15 protein-coding genes are annotated in these 18,428 nt (G+C 48.8%); 7 read left to right on the top strand and 8 right to left on the bottom strand.

The annotated features are described in order from the left end of the window. Positions 1-103 precede the first annotated feature (103 nt). Positions 104-1,159 carry an alpha/beta fold hydrolase gene (locus tag C6W44_RS12005; protein ID WP_105245933.1) on the bottom strand — a complete coding sequence of 352 codons (1,056 nt, stop codon included), beginning with the start codon at positions 1,157-1,159 and terminating at the stop codon, positions 104-106. Between the two features lie 26 nt (positions 1,160-1,185). Further along, complete coding sequence (locus tag C6W44_RS12000) at positions 1,186-1,350, bottom strand: rubredoxin (RefSeq protein ID WP_057759803.1); 165 nt, start codon at positions 1,348-1,350, stop codon at positions 1,186-1,188. Positions 1,351-1,694: 344 nt separating this feature from the next. Between C6W44_RS12000 and C6W44_RS11995 the strand changes: the two genes are divergently transcribed. Then, positions 1,695-2,261 (top strand): adenine phosphoribosyltransferase, encoded by a 567-nt coding sequence (locus C6W44_RS11995; protein WP_105245931.1) that lies wholly within the window; start codon positions 1,695-1,697, stop codon positions 2,259-2,261. A gap of 240 nt (positions 2,262-2,501) precedes the next feature. Here the strand turns inward: C6W44_RS11995 and C6W44_RS11990 are convergent, their stop codons facing one another. Beyond that, positions 2,502-3,005, bottom strand: coding sequence for a hypothetical protein (locus C6W44_RS11990; protein WP_105245929.1), 504 nt, complete (start codon positions 3,003-3,005; stop codon positions 2,502-2,504). Positions 3,006-3,101: 96 nt separating this feature from the next. After that, on the bottom strand, positions 3,102-4,043 hold the full coding sequence (locus C6W44_RS11985; protein WP_105245927.1) for a transaldolase: 942 nt from the start codon (positions 4,041-4,043) through the stop codon (positions 3,102-3,104). Positions 4,044-4,613: 570 nt separating this feature from the next. Here C6W44_RS11985 and pheA point away from each other — a divergent pair. The 6 genes from pheA (at position 4,614) to C6W44_RS11955 (ending at position 11,680) form a co-directional block, all read left to right on the top strand. After that, a complete protein-coding gene (pheA, locus tag C6W44_RS11980) occupies positions 4,614-5,798 on the top strand; it encodes a prephenate dehydratase (protein ID WP_105245925.1) in 1,185 nt (394 codons plus the stop codon). 66 nt (positions 5,799-5,864) lie between these two features. After that, positions 5,865-7,007: a histidinol-phosphate transaminase gene (gene hisC / locus C6W44_RS11975; protein WP_105245923.1), complete on the top strand. Its 1,143-nt coding sequence runs from the start codon at positions 5,865-5,867 to the stop codon at positions 7,005-7,007. A 151-nt stretch (positions 7,008-7,158) separates the two neighbouring features. After that, positions 7,159-9,471 (top strand): bifunctional prephenate dehydrogenase/3-phosphoshikimate 1-carboxyvinyltransferase, encoded by a 2,313-nt coding sequence (locus C6W44_RS11970; RefSeq protein ID WP_105245921.1) that lies wholly within the window; start codon positions 7,159-7,161, stop codon positions 9,469-9,471. A gap of 216 nt (positions 9,472-9,687) precedes the next feature. Continuing rightward, the gene (gene rarD, locus C6W44_RS11965) at positions 9,688-10,635 is read left to right on the top strand and encodes an EamA family transporter RarD (RefSeq protein WP_105245919.1); all 948 of its coding nucleotides are present in this window, start codon (positions 9,688-9,690) and stop codon (positions 10,633-10,635) included. 51 nt (positions 10,636-10,686) lie between these two features. Then, a complete protein-coding gene (gene folB / locus C6W44_RS11960) occupies positions 10,687-11,097 on the top strand; it encodes a dihydroneopterin aldolase (protein WP_105245917.1) in 411 nt (136 codons plus the stop codon). A gap of 19 nt (positions 11,098-11,116) precedes the next feature. Then, a complete protein-coding gene (locus C6W44_RS11955) occupies positions 11,117-11,680 on the top strand; it encodes a 2-amino-4-hydroxy-6-hydroxymethyldihydropteridine diphosphokinase (RefSeq protein WP_105246687.1) in 564 nt (187 codons plus the stop codon). 180 nt (positions 11,681-11,860) lie between these two features. Here C6W44_RS11955 and cysE read toward each other — a convergent pair whose 3' ends face one another. The 4 genes from cysE to dnaE all read right to left on the bottom strand — a co-directional run bounded on the left by cysE (position 11,861) and on the right by dnaE (position 18,389). Further along, positions 11,861-12,784 carry a serine O-acetyltransferase gene (gene cysE / locus C6W44_RS11950; protein ID WP_105245915.1) on the bottom strand — a complete coding sequence of 308 codons (924 nt, stop codon included), beginning with the start codon at positions 12,782-12,784 and terminating at the stop codon, positions 11,861-11,863. A 362-nt stretch (positions 12,785-13,146) separates the two neighbouring features. After that, a complete protein-coding gene (locus tag C6W44_RS11945) occupies positions 13,147-14,043 on the bottom strand; it encodes an RNA methyltransferase (protein WP_105246685.1) in 897 nt (298 codons plus the stop codon). 42 nt (positions 14,044-14,085) lie between these two features. Then, positions 14,086-14,463 (bottom strand): Hpt domain-containing protein, encoded by a 378-nt coding sequence (locus tag C6W44_RS11940; RefSeq protein WP_105245913.1) that lies wholly within the window; start codon positions 14,461-14,463, stop codon positions 14,086-14,088. A gap of 221 nt (positions 14,464-14,684) precedes the next feature. Then, complete coding sequence (gene dnaE, locus C6W44_RS11935) at positions 14,685-18,389, bottom strand: DNA polymerase III subunit alpha (protein ID WP_105245911.1); 3,705 nt, start codon at positions 18,387-18,389, stop codon at positions 14,685-14,687. Positions 18,390-18,428 lie beyond the last annotated feature (39 nt).

Below are 18,428 nucleotides of genomic sequence, written 5' to 3'. Positions count from 1 at the left end.
AGCAAATATAAATAACTTAAGCAGGCATAAAAAAGCGTGCAAGCTTGTCTTTGACAGTCAAACTTACACGCTTGTTCAGACGTACGCGCTTTTTAAATAGCCTTTAAGAGCGATGCGCCAACAGATGATTACTGATCAGATCCACCATATAAGGCTGATAATACTCAGGAATATCGTGTGCCATGCCCTCAATCAGATAAAACTTGGCATTGGGGATGGTCTTCGCCACCACGCGCCCTTGCGATGCTGGCAGGAGGCCATCGGCGCTACCATGTAACACAATGGTTGGGGCTTTGACTTGTTTGCTATAGCGGCTAATAGAGCCAGATGCCAAAATAGCATTTAGCTGCTGCACGGTCCCGAGCGGATGAAAGCTGCGCTGATAGCGAATCTTGGCAATCTCACGCACCATGCGGACATTGACATGCCCTGGCGTGCCAACCGTCTTCATAAACCAGACGCTATGACGCACGATATCACGCTCAGAGTGACTCTCAGGGCGGTTGATAAGGGTGTATAGCTGCCGAGGTTTGGGTGGTCTTAAAAATGCACGATTGGTGGTGGTAAACATCAGTGCCATTCGCTGTACCAAGCTTGGGTAGCGAGCGGCCACGATTTGGGCAATCATCCCGCCCATAGATGCGCCAAGCAGATGGGTTTTACCCAGCTGCAACGCCTTAATCAGACGAGCGGTGTCTTCGGCCATGTCGGTCAAATTATAGGCCACTTGCGCGCTCTTGTTAGAGAGCCCTGTTTGCAGACGCATCATCATCTTTAGCTGACTGATACGCGGTAGGCCGTCAATTTGCACTTTAGACGATAGGCCAATATCACGATTGTCAAAACGAATCACAAAAAAACCGGCATCAATGAGGCGTTTTATAAAGTTTTCTGGCCAAAATATCATTTGTGAGCCAAGCCCCATGACCATGAGCAAGGGTGGATGGTTTGGGTTACCGCCTGCTTCCACACAAAGCTCGATACCATCACCGATATCGATCATCGCTTGATGCAACTGGTCACTCAGATCAGAGTCATGCCACTGATGCGCGCCAAACTTTTGCCACTCAGGCGTAGGATAGTGGCTCACATTCTCATCTAGGCTTGGATCTGGGCTTGCTTGGGATCTGGCGCTATTGATGTTATTTGATTGTGTCATGAAGTGTCCTAATCAGAGGTCGTCTACTACAGCTCAAGCATCTCAAAATCGAGTTTGCCCACACCGCACTCAGGACATGTCCAGTCATCAGGGATGTCTTCCCATTTGGTACCAGGGGCGATGCCTTCTTCTGGGCAGCCAAGTGCTTCGTCGTAGATCCAGCCGCAGACAATACATTCATAACGTTTCATAAAAAGTCCTATCGATTATTTCTAGTGTGACCGTTTTTTAGCGCGCCAGTCATACCAAGGGCTAATGACTGGGCGTCACGACAGTGTGCAAGTGTCCATATAACGGTCAGCGCTTAGACAGCAAAAACGCACGTAGTTTAGCATATAACCGTTATTTTTATAGTTAAGTTTACACTTGTATATTGAGATTGTGAGATTTTTATCAAGTCAAGCGTCGCGGTTTTGTGCAGACCAAGGCTGATAATAGCCGATGCTTTAGCGTATTAATTGGGTCAATTATGCTACAATAACGGCCGAAAAATTCACACCAGTTATCATTAAAGTCATACACGCTAAGGGTCCTCATGAGCATCAATGCCGCTACCTCTACCAATACCGAAAACCAGCCATCAGCCGTGCTCAATACTGATCATCCTTTTTGGCAGATCATTCGCACCGTACCAGACTTTCCAAAAGTCGGCATTGATTTTTATGACATAACCCCGTTACTGCGCAGTCACGTTGATGCGGTCATCGATGCGCTGCTGGCCGCTTTACCAGAAGGCTGTTTGGATGAGGTCGATTGTTTGGGTGCGGTCGAGGCGCGTGGGTTTGTCTTTGCCAGCTTGCTAGCAGGGCGCTTGGGTAAGGGTATGATATTGCTGCGTAAGCCTGGTAAGTTGCCGCCACCTGTGGCCAATAAGGCTTATGCGCTTGAGTATGGTAAAGACACCCTTGAGATGCAAAACAATCTACCGCCTGAGCGGGTATTGTTGGTCGATGATATTTTGGCAACTGGTGGCACCTTGAACACCGCTTACGAGCTTTGTCGCTCAGCAGGTCACACCGTGGTCGGGGTGCTGGTATTACTCGATTTGGTGGCGCTGCATGGAGCGTTTCCAGTACCCGTTTATACGGTACTAAAAGCCTAAAATCAAAAAGCGCGCTGATGCTGATATAATCAGCGCGCTTTTTTTCAACATCGCTATTTAAGATATAGTCGATAGACTCTAAAAATGTCATGGCGCTACTGGGATGAATTTTGCGCAGCCTCTGAGAACGCAGCACGCAAGTAAAATTTATACCAGTAGCGCGTTTAAATCCATAACAGTTTTACATTCAGCTAACTATACATAGCTATTTAAGATACATGGCATAAAGCCCATGCTAAATTAAGCCGTTTTTTGTTGTTCGTGGTTTTTGCAGCTGTATTCTACGAGGGCGCGTCCGATCGTCTTAGGGCTGGTGATTTTGAAATCTTTTGTGGTCAAAATGGGTTTGTCTGACTGCCAAGACTTTATGACTTTGTCATTGGCCGCGTAATTGACATAAGCACGCCGATAGTAGCTGGCGTCTTTACAAGAGATCAGTAGCTGCTGATCGCTATGATGGATGGGTTTTTCTTTAAAAGGCGCTGTTTCCGCATTTTCTTCTTTTGCAGCCTCTTTGTCTTTTGCTATGTTTTTTTTGGCTTGTGGGGGGTAGGTTCGACGGATTGAGACGGTGATATTTTCGACACGCTTTTCATCTATGATGCTAATATCAGAGCGCTCGATAGAATCTAAGTCCACACTAAAAACCGAGCCAGAATGACTCTCGGACACCTCTGACCAACTCACTGCTTGTGCGCTGAGTGCCAAAGCACTGCCTGCCAATAACACTGATAGCCGTTTCATACTTAAGCCTTGCTTCTGGTTGTTTGAAGTAGGCCATAATAGCCAAGTTGTTATCGGCAGGCAAATATCTTTTATGACAGGTCACGGCCTGACAAGTTACTCACGGATGGCCGCCAGTGCCTTGGCCAGCTCATCACGAGCAGTGATAAAGCCATCAATGCCCTTTGGTAGCAGGTCTTGTGTCACGGTGTCTTGTTGGTAGGCGGCGCTGAATTCTTCGTGAGTTAGACTGACGCGGGTCATCTCATCTAGCGCCATAGACATACTGGGCGATAGCTGACGCTCTACTTGTGTGTCCATGGCGGCAAGCTCGTCGATAAGGTTTGGCGCGATGGTCAATAAATCACAGCCTGCCAACGCCAGTATTTGCTCAGTAGAGCGGAAGCTTGCGCCCATGACTTGAGTGCCATAGCCGTGCTGCTTGTAATATTGATAAATCCGCTTGACCGATTGTACGCCCATATCATCGGAGGCGGGCACATTTTGGCGGTTTTGCTGGCGTTTTTGCCAGTCTAAAATACGACCCACAAAAGGCGAGATCAGCGTCACGCCAGCATCAGCACAGGCAATGGCTTGATGCTGACCGAATAAAAGCGTCAAGTTACAATGGATGCCTTGGGTTTCGAGGTAGCGCGCCGCCTCGATGCCTTGCCAGGTGGCGGCCATTTTGATCAAGACGCGCTTAGGATCGACTCCTGCCTTTTGATACGCCTCCATAAACGCCATGGCCTTATCGATCGTCGCTTTGGTGTCATAAGACAAGCGCGCGTCGACTTCGGTAGATACTCGTCCCTCGATCAGTGCCAAAATATCACAGCCGACTTGGACGGTCAGTGCATCTATAACCGCATCGACATCGCCATTATGGCGACTCATGGTCTCTGCCAGCATGCCTTGGTTGTCAGGGTGGATGAGAGCTTTGGTGATCAAGCTTGGGTTGGTAGTGGCGTCGATGGGTTTTAAGCGCGCAATGGCGGCCAGATCGCCAGTATCAGCGACAATGGTGGTCATGGTACGAAGCTGTTGTAATGCGCTCATTAGAGATCCTTTTTTTTAGTGACGTGATGTTATCAATCACAGGGTGGTTTTGTTTTTGTCGTAAGATGAGGTATTGGCATTAAACTGTAACATAGTTTTGAGCCTCTGTTGCCTCATAGTGTGATGGACGATAAGAGACAAGGGCAAAACTGTGCTATAGTCAGGTCAATCTGAGCTGAATCGACGACATCAGCATTCTCATTTGCTGACGCTGCACCACAATTATTTTGAATCGACTATACTATGGACGAGATGATATGGGCAGCTGATAAGAGTGGCGCGACATTACATGCGATTGCACACGATTACCCGTGGGCACTGCGCGCCGTTTTTGTTATAGTAGAGCCGGCCACCTGCCATGCGACAGTGGTATGAGCAGTTTGAGATATTATTGATAAGTCAAAAAATGGCATGGCAAAATCGGATAAGAGTAAAAGCAGACGGTGTCTTGATAGACTGTTGTTTTATCATGTCGCTATAGCAAGCTATTAACACCGATGATGTCAGACCCAATAGTTAAAAACTGGCCAAAAATTTCAACAGTAAAAAATCTAAAAAGGATGGGCGGTAATGAGTGAGCAGTCACCAGAACAACACATGAATAACTCCAATCAAACCACGACAGACACAAACGATGCCGCAACCGAAAAAGCGTTTTTGGACAATATTCGTCAAAGTATCGATGCAGTAGACTGCAAAATTCAAACGTTGATCAATGATCGTGCCAAATTGGCTCAGCAAGTGGCTGTCGTCAAAAAAGAACACCTCGCGAATAATGCCGCCGGCGCAACCGACAGCAACCCTATTTTTTATCGTCCAGAGCGAGAGGCGCAAGTACTAAAAGCCGTCATGGAGCGCAATACTGGCCCTATCGCTGACGAAAAAATGGCCCGTCTGTTTCGTGAGATTATGTCTGTATGCTTGGACTTAGAAGCACCGCAGCGCATCGCCTTTTTAGGGCCTGTTGGTACCTTTACCCATGCAGCTGCGCTCAAACACTTTGGCAAAGCCGCGGATACCATGCCGATGACCACCATCACCGATGTGTTTCGCGAAGTCGAAGCGGGCACAGCGATGTATGGCGTGGTACCTGTTGAAAACTCTTCAGAAGGGGTGGTCAATCACACGCTAGATGGCTTTTTGTCCTCTTCGTTAAAAATCATCGGTGAAGTTGAGCTGCCTATTCACCAAAACTTCTTGGTCGCTGAGCACACCAAGGTCGATAGTCTCAGCCGTATTTATTCGCACCAGCAGTCATTGGCTCAGTGCCGTCATTGGCTTGATGTCAACTTTCCAAACGTCGAGCGTGTGGCCGTATCGAGCAACGGAGAGGCGGCGCGTCGCCTCAAAAACGAGTGGCATTCTGCCGCTATCGCAGGGGACGTTGCTGCAGCAGAATATGATCTACACAAGCTGTATACCAATATAGAAGACAATCCTAGCAACACCACACGTTTTCTTATTATCGGTCACGAGGCGATTGCGCCATCAGGTCAAGACAAAACCTCTATCGTGGTATCGGCACACGACAAAGCAGGGGCGCTGATCGAAATTCTAAAGCCACTGTCTTATCATGGGGTATCGATGACCAGTATCGAGACGCGTCCTGAGCGCCCGAATAAATGGGCTTATGTGTTCTTTATCGATATGAATGGTCATATTGATGCGCCAAACGTGAGCGCGGCGATTGCCGATATTCGTCCACTGGTAAAAGACTTGCGTATACTTGGCTCATACCCCAAAGCGGTATTGTAAGCTGATCATCGGCCGCAAATGGATCATACTAAGCAGTAGATGTGTCATCATCTCTAAGGATAAACCATGGCATCACCTCAAGCGACATCATCAAGTTTAGCTCCGCTTACCTCTGCGTATGATAGTATCTTAGCGCTGACGCCTTATCAGACTGGCAAGCCGGTCGAGGAGCTGACACGCGAGTATGGGGTTTCTGATGTCGTAAAGCTGGCCAGCAATGAAAACCCACTGGGCTGCTCGCCGCATGTGACCTTGGCAATCACCGAGCAGCTGGGTCAACTGGCACGCTATCCTGATGGCAATGGCTATTATCTCAAGCAAGCGCTGGCGGATTTTAATCATGTGGATGTTGAGCAGATTACCCTAGGTAATGGCTCCAATGATCTATTGGATCTCTTGGCGCGTGGCTTTGTCAGTTGTGACGATACCATTGTGTATAGTCAGTATGCCTTTGTGGTGTATTCGATGTTGGCGAAGATACAAGGTGCTACTGGGATAGAAGTGCCAGCGACGCGGTTTGGTCATGACTTAACGGCCATGCGTCAAGCCGTCGCCGACCATCCAAATACCAAGGTTGTGTTTATTGCCAATCCCAATAACCCAACAGGCACCCAGCTGGGGCAAAAAGAGCTACGTGAGTTTGTCGCTAGCGTGCCAGCTTCGGTACTGGTGGTACTCGATGAGGCGTATATCGAGTATAGTCCTGAGAGTAATAATAGGGCGCTGCTTGATGAGTTTGACAATGTGGTTATCGTTCGTACGTTTTCTAAAGCTTATGGGCTGGCGGGTTTACGCGTGGGCTACGCGCTCAGCTCAGTACCAGTCGCAAATCTGCTCAATCGCATCCGTCAGCCATTTAACGTCAGCCGTGTGGCATTGGCCGCCGCCGCCGCTGCACTTGCCGATCAAGACTTTATCGAAGCCACTCGCTTGAGCAACGCTGAGCAAATGCGCTGGTTAGAAAAACAGTTTGACGCGCTAGGGCTGGGTTTTATTAAGTCGCACGCCAATTTTATTATGGTAAAATTCGAAGTCGAGATGGAAGACATCAACGCTATGTCTATTCATCAAGCATTGCTAGAGCAGGGAGTAATCGTACGTCCTTTGGCCGCCTATGGACTCCCGAACTGGCTGCGTATCACGGTAGGTCTGGCTGAAGACAATCTGCGTTTGATAGATACGCTACGCTCGATTTTGACCGAGGACTGATCACTGGCAACTGATAAAGAGGGCGGGCCAGCCCATCTGAATCCCGATAATGTCATGGCACTCATGCAGGCGTGCCTTTGCGACTGAATGCCAATTTGTGAAATACAAGCTGCCGTGAGTCGCCATAAAAAAGATAAAAAATAAGAATCCTATGCAATCCTCTTTTGATAAAACCCCTTTATTATTTAAACAAGTTTGCGTGATCGGTCTTGGGCTGATTGGCGCAAGTCTTGCTCAAGCTATAAAAGACAATTATTTAAGCGAGCGCTTGGTTGCTGTCGATAGGCACTTGCCAAGCGTGGATGAAGCCATAAAACATGGTTTGCTCGATGCTGGTAGCACGCGCTTGACTGACGTGGTGGCAGGTAGCGACTTACTTATCATCGCCGTACCGGTGCAAGCGGTGCAAGCCGTATTTACCGATATCAAAGCTGCAATGGACAACGGCCAGCTGGCTACAGATTGTATCATCACGGATGTCTGTAGTACCAAGGTCAATATCATTGAAGCAGCAAAATCGGTATTTGCTGCACTGCCAACGGGGTTTGTACCCGCGCATCCGATTGCTGGGGCGGAGAATTCAGGGTATCATGCCAGACGCGCCAATTTGTTTGTCAACCACAGCGTGATAATCTGTGAGCTCGCCACCACCAGCCCTTCTGCAATTGTAAAGCTGCAGCAGTTATGGGAGGCGGTGGGTGCGACTGTCATGCCGATGGCAGCCGATCATCACGATGCGATATTGGCGCATACCAGTCATCTACCGCACCTACTGGCGTTTAATCTGGTCGAGCAATTGGCGAGTCATGATGACAATTTGGATATGTTTCGCTATGCCGCTGGTGGGTTCCGCGACTTTACCCGTATCGCTGCCAGCGATCCTAAGATGTGGCATGATATATTTTTTGCCAACGAGCGCGCGATTATCAGCGCCCTTGATGAGTACGGCGTCTATCTACAGACCATGCGTCAGCTTATCATTGATAAAGATTCAACCGCCCTGATGGGGCTTTTGGGCCGCGCGCAAGCCGCACGGCGACATTTTGGCCATATGTTAGCCAGCACCCCTTATACGGATACCTCTGCTATGTCAGCTTCTTATAATATCACCCCTAGCAACACCGTCTCTGGCACCATCACCGTTCCTGGAGACAAATCTATCTCGCATCGCAGCATCATGCTTGGCAGTTTGGCCACAGGTGTGACCAACGTTACTGGATTTTTGGAAGGGGAGGATGCGCTGGCTACCTTACAAGCATTCCGTGACATGGGTGTAAGCATCGAAGGTCCTGATAAAGGCAGATTGACCATTCATGGTGTCGGTATGCACGGACTAAAACCCAGCAAAACGCCACTGTATATGGGCAACTCAGGCACTAGTATGCGCCTGCTAGCCGGTATCTTAGCCGCCCAGTCATTTGATAGTGTGTTGACAGGCGACACCAGTCTAAACAAGCGTCCGATGGAGCGGGTGGCAGCACCGTTACGTGACATGGGTGCGGTGATTCAAAGCACGGGTCATGATGGTACCGCGCCGCTAAGCATCACTGGCCGTGATACGGTTGGCCAGCCGCTGCAAGGGGTAGAGTATGACATGCCAGTGGCGTCAGCACAGGTGAAGTCTTGCTTACTGCTAGCAGGTCTATGGGCCGAGGGTACGACAACGGTCACTCAGCCTGAGATCAGCCGTGACCATACCGAGCGTATGCTATCAGCCTTTGGCTATCCAGTAATTGTAGAAGGCAACCGTATCAGTGTCACCGGTGGCGGCACACTCACAGGTGGCGATATCGCTGTGCCTGCGGATATCTCTTCCGCCGCCTTCTTTATGGTCGCCGCGGCCATCAGTCAAGGTAGTGAACTGACCCTAACGCAAGTGGGTATTAACCCAACCCGCACCGGCATCATTGATATCTTAAAGCTGATGAATGCTGATATCAGCCTAAGCAATGAGACCTATGTCGGCGGCGAGCCAGTGGCGGATATCACGATACGCAGCTCAAACCTGCAAGGTATCGATATTCCAGAGTATCTAGTACCACTGGCGATTGATGAGTTCCCAGTACTGTTTATCGCTGCTAGCTGTGCGCAAGGTCGTACAGTACTAACGGGTGCGAAAGAGTTGCGCGTGAAAGAGTCCGATCGTATTGCTGTGATGGCAGACGGTCTACAAACCCTTGGTATTGATTGTACAGTGACTGAGGATGGTCTGATCATTGAAGGCAAAGGTAGTGCAGGTGTAGGTCAAAGTGAAGTAAATAATAGCCAACCTGTTTTTGGCGGCGGACATATCACCTCGCATCATGACCATCGTATCGCCATGAGCTTTGCGGTTGCAAGCTTGCGCGCATCCAAGCCGATCACCATCGAAGGCGTTGAGACGGTCAATACCAGTTTCCCAGGATTTGCCGAGCTTGCCAATCAAGTAGGCATGTCTATCGAGGTTCACGATAGCCGCGCCTAATAGCGTTAGGACTTTTACCAGCTATTAAACGTCATAAGGGTTCAAATACCGTTATCGTCAGCAATGCATTGATACTACTATGAGTGTCAATGCATTGCTTTTTCACTTTTATTCTATCTGTAGTAACCCTGTGCTTTTGCCGCTCGCCTAAATATGCTCATCATCAGGCGCAGTCTGCAACAGTACGCTTTGCTCTAAATTAAGTTGTACTGACTTATGACCACTCAAAATGTCATCAAAAAACCCGTGACGCCTATCAAAACCACCAGACGTGGTATTGTCACAGCGCTTATGGCCTTTTTTATCTGGGGCGGGTTTCCTTTATATTTTAAACAGTTGGCCGCCTACGATGCCACTGAGATCATCGGGCACCGTATCGTCTGGACCTTTGTTTGTCTGCTGCTTGTCTTAGTCGTCACCAAACGCTGGGGCTGGATAGACACTTTAAAGAAAAATCCTAGGTGGATTGTGTTTTCGCTGATATCGGGTCTGATTATTGCCACCAACTGGCTGACCTATGTTTGGGCGGTCAACCATGACCGCATACTTGAGGCCAGTTTGGGCTACTTTATCGGGCCGCTGGTAGGGGTGGCGCTCTCGATGATTTTGTTCAAAGAGCGCTTGCGCACACTGCAATGGGTGGCAATTGGTTTTGCGCTATTGTCTGTGATTATTCAGGTGGTGATGATTGGGAGCTTACCTTGGATTTCGCTGATACTGGCGTTCAGCTTTAGCATATACGGTACCATTCAGCGGCAAACACCGCTGAGCGCCATCGATGCGATGTTTGTGGAGACGACGATGCTGGTACCGATGTGCCTGTGGTGGTTTTGGCAGGCCGATGTGGTGAGTAGTCAGATCAGTTTTTGGTTGTCATCAAACATCTGGCTATTGATGCTGGCAGGCCCCATCACTTTGATACCGCTATTGTTATTTAATAAATCAACCAAGCTGGTGGCTTATAGTATTTTAAGTTTTATGAATTACCTGACGCCGACTTTTATTTTCTTTTTGGCAGTATTTTACTATAAAGAGCCATTTGACTTGCACCGTTTGGCCGTCTTTGGCTTGATTTGGGTTGGTCTGTTGTTGTTTAGCATTGACTTGTGGCATCATCGCCCAAGTAAGATGCTAAAGGCTGCGCGTTTGCGCCAAAAAGCATGATCATCTGTCTGCTATAAAACTCCTAAAAAACCAGTAAACAAGGATAAAAGCATGTTGCATACTCAGTCTGACGTGGTATTTGTCAGAGGCTTGACGGTAGATGCCGTCATCGGTGTCTATGAATGGGAGCGCGCTATCACCCAGCCGCTGCAGATCGATATCGCGCTTGAGACGGATATCAGTGCTGCTGCCGCCTCAGATGATGTACAGGATGCGCTAAATTATAAGGCGGTTTGTGATGATGTCAGCGAGTGGTGCCAAGTCATTCAAGCAAAGCTACTTGAGCATCTGGCTGAGCAAATCGCAGATAAACTGCTTGCCAAATACGCTTGTCATAAAATCACGCTGAGCATGGCTAAGCCGACGGCAATCAAAAACGCAGACGCCGTTGGGGTGCAAATCACCCGATCTGCAAAAGCCAGTCATAGCGAGCAGCCTGCCAGTCAACGTCATGATGCATAAGACGCCTAAAATTTTTAAGATGTATGAGAAGCATAAAGGTCTGGCTGGTTTAAATCTTGCGGGCCTAGAGATACATACGCCTGAACAGCTGCAAGCGTACGAGGTGACAGCAGTGGTACTGGCTTTGGGTAGCAACTATCACGCTGACTACTATTTGCCTGATGCGCGTGAAAAACTGGCCACATTTGGCCGTATGCAGCTCTCTACGTCTTTTCAAAACCCTGACTTTACCGCGACTCAAGAGCAGCCAAAGCCTGACTATACCAATCAGTGTGCGTATTTATCTCTGGATACGGCGATGAGTTTGCAGGAGCTGCAGCAGGCTTTTAAGCTCATTGAAAGTGATTGCCATCGACAGCGTTTCATAGAAGCGCAAACCTCTATAAAGCAAGTCACCATGGATATTGACATTTTACTGATACAAACTGGACTTAACCAAAATAGCCTAAGCAATAAATCGACATCTACAAAAATAGTAGAGTATTCAGAACAATGGATAATAATGGCGGATCGTTATCCATTCAAAGCACACGAGACAGCAGGGGTTGAAGAATTGATTTCAAAGAGCGGTTTTATCGGTTAAAAGGCTTTAAAATTTATCCAAGCACCAAAATCCGTCCTACGGGCATTCATTTTTCTTGTGTACTGTGCCAACGCCGCTCGATGCGGCGCAAAATGCATACCAGTAGCACGTGATATCAATTGTGCCAGTTTTATGTGCGATTGACTATATTAAAAGAGTATCAGAGGCTACGGTAAGCTATCAGAACTTGTTTTTTTCGTCAGTCAGCTCTTCCATGTCAGAGCGCCCGATCACATCTAAATCTTCTAAGCAAAGCTTGTCATACTTCTTTTTGCAAAAATCAGGATCAATCTCACACATGGCAGTTTGCAGCTGATCTAGGCGATTTTCTGACTGCTGAATATGCTCAAGCATTTTTGCAAACGCTTCGGCCACTGGGTCTTGAGAAGAGGGGTCGATACCATAAGCTTGAAAAGTAGTGCGGCGCTTGGCCTTGGCCGCTGTGCTTTGCGCTTGGTCTTTGCCGGTGTCGCCTTCGCCTGCTTGGGCCACTTTCTCTTGTTGTTTGGCGTCTTGGACTTTGGTGGCGATGGGGTTGCCTTTTTCATCATGATGATCGGATATCATGCGCGCCGCGCTGCCGACCATGGTAGCGCCAGCTGGCACAGGTTTGACCACCACCGCATTTGAGCCGATTTTGGCATTTTTACCGACAGTAAATGGCCCCAAAACTTTTGCGCCAGCGCCTACAATCACGCCGTCTTCTAACGTTGGATGGCGTTTGCCGTTATTCCATGAGACGCCGCCGAGAGTGACGCCGTGGTATAAGGTGACATCGTTGCCAATCTCTGCAGTTTCACCGATGACCACGCCGACACCGTGGTCGATAAAAAACCGCTTACCGATTTTGGCTGCAGGGTGAATCTCGATACCAGTGACGATACGCGAGCTGTAAGAAATCACGCGGGCGGCCAGTTTTTGTTCGTGATTCCAGAGATAATGAGCGCCGCGATGCAAGATAAGCGCATGAATACCAGGATAGGTAAGAATGACCTCCAGACTGTTGCGAGCGGCAGGATCACGGTTGAATACCGCATCGACATCTTCTTTTAGGTCTTTTTTGATGCTGGCAAGCGAATTGAGCAATTTGGCTGGCAATGACATAAAGTGTCCTATTTGTTGATCGGTCTGTTGGTCCGTCTATTGGTCGGTAAAGTATGGCGGTGTGTTCAGTATTGGGTGCTAATCCTGATGCTTATTCTATATACTTATTTCTATGTATAGTCGCTTCTAAATAAAACAGATACATTATATATCAACGTGGAACTGGTATAAATTTTCCTTGCGTGCTGTCGTGCTGTGCCTGCGCTGCTCGATGCTGCGTAAAATTTATACCAGTCCCACTGCATCGTTTTTATACTGAACTCACTATACTTAGAATCTGAGCCATCCAATATAACACGCCCTAATAATAGCAGGCTATCGCTGGCCGACCAAACCCAAAAAATCTGTACTGGTGGCTTTTATTATGATGATTGGGGTCTATCTTTTAAAAGCTTGGCGATAAGTGCGCTTAACAGCTGATACTCTTTTTGATCCAGCTGTAAGCGTGAGCCGAGCCGCGATAGCCGTGCTGGCAAAGATTTTAGATGTGCGCTGTCTGCCAGACCCTGCTGCACCAACAGCGCTGTCATGCGCTCGGTCAACTGCTTTTGCTGCTGCTGAGTGATGGCCGGCTCATCCCACTGTTGGCGTAACGTCATGTCAATCATCGAGCGTGCTGCGGCTTTATCAGAGTCAGCATCAGCCTCTGGGCTCGTCGCTGTCTGAGTGTGGGTTTGCGCATAAGCAAAGATAAAACTGGCAATCACTTGTACCGCTGAGGCGACATTAAGTACCGGATAGGCAGGGTTGGCATCGATTTGGATATGGTAATCGGCATAGGCCAGCTCTTCATTGGTCAAACCACGGTCTTCGCGGCCAAACAATATCGCAATATTTGGTTTGCGGGTGCCAGTATTATTATCCTGTGCGGTCTCGGCCGTGGTCTGAGGCTGATAGGTGGATTGACTATCGATAAAATCAAAAATGATTTTGGCCGCCTGTGTGGGCGTGACGACAGGGCGCGGCATATGACGACTGCGACTGCTAGCTGCAAATACCAGCTGACAATCAGCGATCGCCGACTCTAGCGTTGGGGCAATCACAGCCGCTGACAGCAGCTCATGGCCACCTGCAGCGTGTGATACACTGGTCTCATCGATAGGTCGTTTGGGGTCGACGACCGTCAAGCGTGACAATCCCATCGTATGCATGGCCCGTGCCGCTGAGCCGATATTGGCAGGCAAGGTGGTGTTGACCATGACGACCTGAATACAAGATAAGTAGTCGTCTACGCTCGTTGCTGGATGGTTGATTGGCATAGGTGATGGCGACGTTGTCACTGATAAAGGGCTTTGGCTCATTTATTGCTCCATGCGCTGTTTGATGGTTTGCTCAGCGCGTTGCAGCGCCGCTGCGATATCCTCGATCAGCGCCGCCTGCTCACCGATACGCTGCTCACGGCACCGCTCTTGGAGTTGACTACTAAGGCGCATCAGCTGAGTCGTCCCCAGATTAGCACTAGCGCCTTTTAGGGCATGGGCAATCTCGAAACCATTGGCATTATCGTTTTGTTGTTGCGCGATGCGTAGGCTTTGGATGCGCTGCTGGCTGTCAGTGAGATACACTTGAATCAAATCGGCAAAGTCCTCTTCGAGCAAGTCACGCATGTCTTCAAATTGCTCATCATTGAGGATCTCTACAGTTTGGTCGGCGGTATTATTATGTGGGTTCTCATCCATGGTATTAGGTCCAATATTGTCAGTTAAATCAGTTAAATCAGTTAAATCAGTTAAATCAGTTAAATCAGTTAAATCAGTTAAATCAGTTAAATCAGTTAAATCAGTTAAATCAGTTAAATCAGTTAAATCAGTTAAATCAGTTAAATCTCAAGCAATAAAACGGCTATCGTCAAGGGATAGAGTAGACATCGCTATAGGAGGCCACGGCTAAAAGCCCAGCGTCAGCTATAGTGAAAATGTAAGTTTTCCTCATTCACCATGCTTTTTAGTTGTTGCAAGTTGTCATCATTTGGATAGATACGCCAATGCTCAGAGAGTCCCACATTGGCGATACCATACGCTTCATAAATGCTCAGGCCAAGCGGCAGACAGTTATCATGAATGGAGGCGTCAGTGTTACTCAGCGCATTATTGGTATAAGGGCTGCCATTTTGCAGCGCGTCTTGTTGCATGTCATGCTCTAGCGCCAATAAGTCATTGCCATCCTCATCATATAAGCTCCCACCCATCGCAGGATCATAGCTGCCATTGAAGGTTGCATCGTCTGGTTCATCTTGCTGAGTCAAGCTAGGCGCGGGGATGATATCAGCTTGGGCGGACTTGAGTAGCGGCTGTAGGCGTGAGAGTAGGCGCGTGTCACTGCCGTGGATTTTGATACTGATTTTTTTGAGCCAACGCAGACGCGCATCTACCATACTCATGGCATTATCTAGACGGGCAAACAATCGCCCATCACGCTCCCGGATACTGCCTTTGATAATGACCACTTCATCCACCTTCAACTGGTCTTTGACGCGATTGAAACGCTCAGCATAGCAGCTGACCTCTAGTCGTGAGGTGCCATCATCTAAGGTAATGACATTTCGATTGCCAAAGTTGGCAATATCGATAATAAGGCCGGCAAAGTAGCAGCTGCCGTTATAGCCTGTGTCTGTGAGCTTATCGAGACGAGCGCCAGAGGTGTAGCGTTTTAGCTCATCCAAGTACTCATTGATCGGGTGCCCAGTCAGATACAGTCCTAGTGTGTTTTTTTCTGCTTTGAGGCGGTGCTTGTCGCCCCAGATCAGCTCTGGCGTCATTTTGAGTGGTGGGGCGGCGACCACACCGTCCATCTCGCCAAACAAGTCCATCATGCCCAGCTCATTGTTTTGGCGGTCTTGCTCAGCGGCTTGCACCGCGCTTGGCAATTGACTCATCAATGCCCCGCGTATCTCATAAGCGGCATCGCTTGGTAAGTCTGGTCGCAACGTCGCGGCAAAATCATCAAAACAGCCAGCACTGACCAATGCCTCAAGCGTACGTTTATTGACTTTTTTGATATCAACGCGGCGGCAGAAGTCATATAAGTCTTTAAACGGCCCACCGCGGCGGCGCGCATCGACGATAGACTCCACCGCACCTTCACCCACGCCTTTGATCGCGCCTAAACCATAAATAATATTGGTCGGCGTATCAGCGACAAAGTGCCATTCACTGCGGTTTACCGATGGATTGTCTACAGTCAATCCGAAGTTTTCACGGCAGTCATTGATAAAGAACACCACGTTGTCGGTGTTGTTCATATCGGATGTCAGTACCGCAGCCATAAATTCGGCAGGGTAGTACTGCTTGAGATAAGCGGTCTGATAAGCGAGCACGCCATAAGCAGCGGAATGCGAGCGGTTGAAGCCATAACCGGCAAATTTTTCCATCAAGTCAAAGACGCCGCCTGACGTTGCCTCGTCGATGCCTTGCGCGGTGGCACCCGTGACAAAAATATCACGCTGTTTGGCCATCTCTTCAGGTTTTTTCTTACCCATGGCGCGGCGTAGCATATCCGCGCCGCCCAAACTGTAGCCGGCCATGACCTGCGAGATTTGCATGACTTGTTCTTGATAGACAATAACGCCGTTGGTGTTTTGCAAAATTGGCTCAAGGTTGGGATGGTCATAAATGACCTCTTCGCGGCCGTGCTTACGGTCGATATACATCTCTACCATACCGGCATCGAGTGGCCCTGGGCGGTAGAGAGCGCACATGGCGATGACGTCTTCGATGTTGGTCGGTTGCAGCTTGGCCAAGTATTTCTTCATACCCATACTCTCTAGCTGAAAGACAGCCGTGGTCTTTGCTTCTTGTAAGAGTTTGTAGGTTTTTTTGTCATCTAACGGTAAATCTTCTAGTACCAGCGCGTCTTTGCCTTCGCGTGCGCGGCGTTGGTTGATGTTTTCGACTGCAGCGTTAATGACGGTTAAGTTACGTAGTCCCAAAAAGTCAAACTTCACTAGTCCGACATCTTCGACATCGTCTTTATCAAACTGACTGACACGATGACCCTCATCGTCACAGTAAATGGCGCTAAAGTCAGTGATTTTATGCGGGGCTATGAGGACACCACCGGCATGCTTGCCGACGTTGCGGCACACGCCCTCTAATTTGACCGCCATCTCCCAAATCTCGATGGCATCTTCATAATCCATGTTATCAGGATTGGAGATTAAGTCTTTGAGCTGCGGTTCTTGCTCGAGTGCTTGAGACAAGGTGATGCCAGGTGTTTTAGGAATCAATTTAGAGATTTTATTGGCCAAAAAGTACGACTTGCTTTGTACCCGCGCCACATCACGCACCACCGCTTTTGCCGCCATGGTACCAAAGGTGATAATTTGTGAGACCGCTTCACGGCCGTAAGTTTGCGCCACATAATCGATGACACGGTCGCGACCTTCGATACAAAAGTCAATATCGAAATCGGGCATAGAGACACGTTCAGGGTTTAAGAAGCGCTCGAATAATAGGTCGTAATGAATGGGGTCGAGATCGGTAATGTTGAGCGCATACGCAACCAAAGAGCCGGCACCAGAGCCGCGACCTGGCCCCACAGGGACGCCATTGGCCTTGGCCCAGCGGATAAAGTCCATAACGATTAAGAAGTAACCTGGGAACCCCATAGACAAAATAATATCGAGCTCATACTCTAGGCGCTCATCGTACTGCTTACGAAAGTCGCTCCAGCTCTCGTCACGCGCTTCCACAGGAAACAGCTTGTCCAATCGGTGATTAAGACCGCGCTGTGATTCTGCCCGAAAAAAAGACTCAATGGTCTCGCCTTCTGGCACAGGAAAGTCAGGCAACACGTTGATGCCTAGCGTTAGTGTCACATTACAGCGGGTGGCTAGGCGGATGGTATTGTCGACCACCTGCGGAATATCGGCAAACAGTTGCGCCATTTGGTCTTGGGTTTTTAGATACTGCTCATCTGAATATAAGCGCGGACGGTTAGGGTCAGCCAGTACGTACGAGCCTGCGATACAGACGCGGGCTTCGTGAGCATCGAAGTCCTCTTGCTCCAAAAACCGCACGTCATTGTGGGCGATAATGGGCAGTTGATGCTTGGCACCAGCGTGGATAGCCGCTTTGATAAAAGCGTCTTCGCCTGAGCGGTTGGTGCGCTTGATCGCAAAGTACAAGCGATCAGCAAAATGCGCCTGCCATTCTGTGATCAGCACGTCGGCATTTTCTGGCATAGAGCTGACTAGCGCATGACCGACGTCTGATTTTTCGCCAAACAAGACAATAACGCCCGCTGCGTGCTCTAAGATATGACGGCGCTTGATGACAGGGGTGCCATGATTGTCAGGGTCGGCGCGGCCTTCGGTAAAGCCAAGCGAGACAATACGGGTGATGTTTTGATAGCCTTCGTTGTCCATGGCCAGCAGCGTCAGTCTAGTGTCTTCATCATCCATGATAACTTCGCTGCCGACGATGGGCTTGATGCCAGCACCAAGACAAGCGCGATAAAACTTCACCGTCGCGTACAGATTGGAGAGGTCGGTCAATGCCAGCGCACGCTGATTGTCAGCTGCCGCCGCTTTAATAAGCGGCTTGATGCGCACGATAGAATCAGTGATGGAGTATTCGCTGTGAATGCCAAGGTGTACAAATGCCATAGAGGACTCTTATTGGTGCGGTCAATAACAATAGGTTTT

It is taken from the genome of Psychrobacter sp. Marseille-P5312, assembly GCF_900291405.1.
Taxonomy (GTDB): Bacteria; Pseudomonadota; Gammaproteobacteria; order Pseudomonadales; family Moraxellaceae; genus Psychrobacter; species Psychrobacter celer.
Note: the sequence above shows the minus strand (reverse complement) of the source record. Positions and strands in the feature narration are given on the sequence as shown.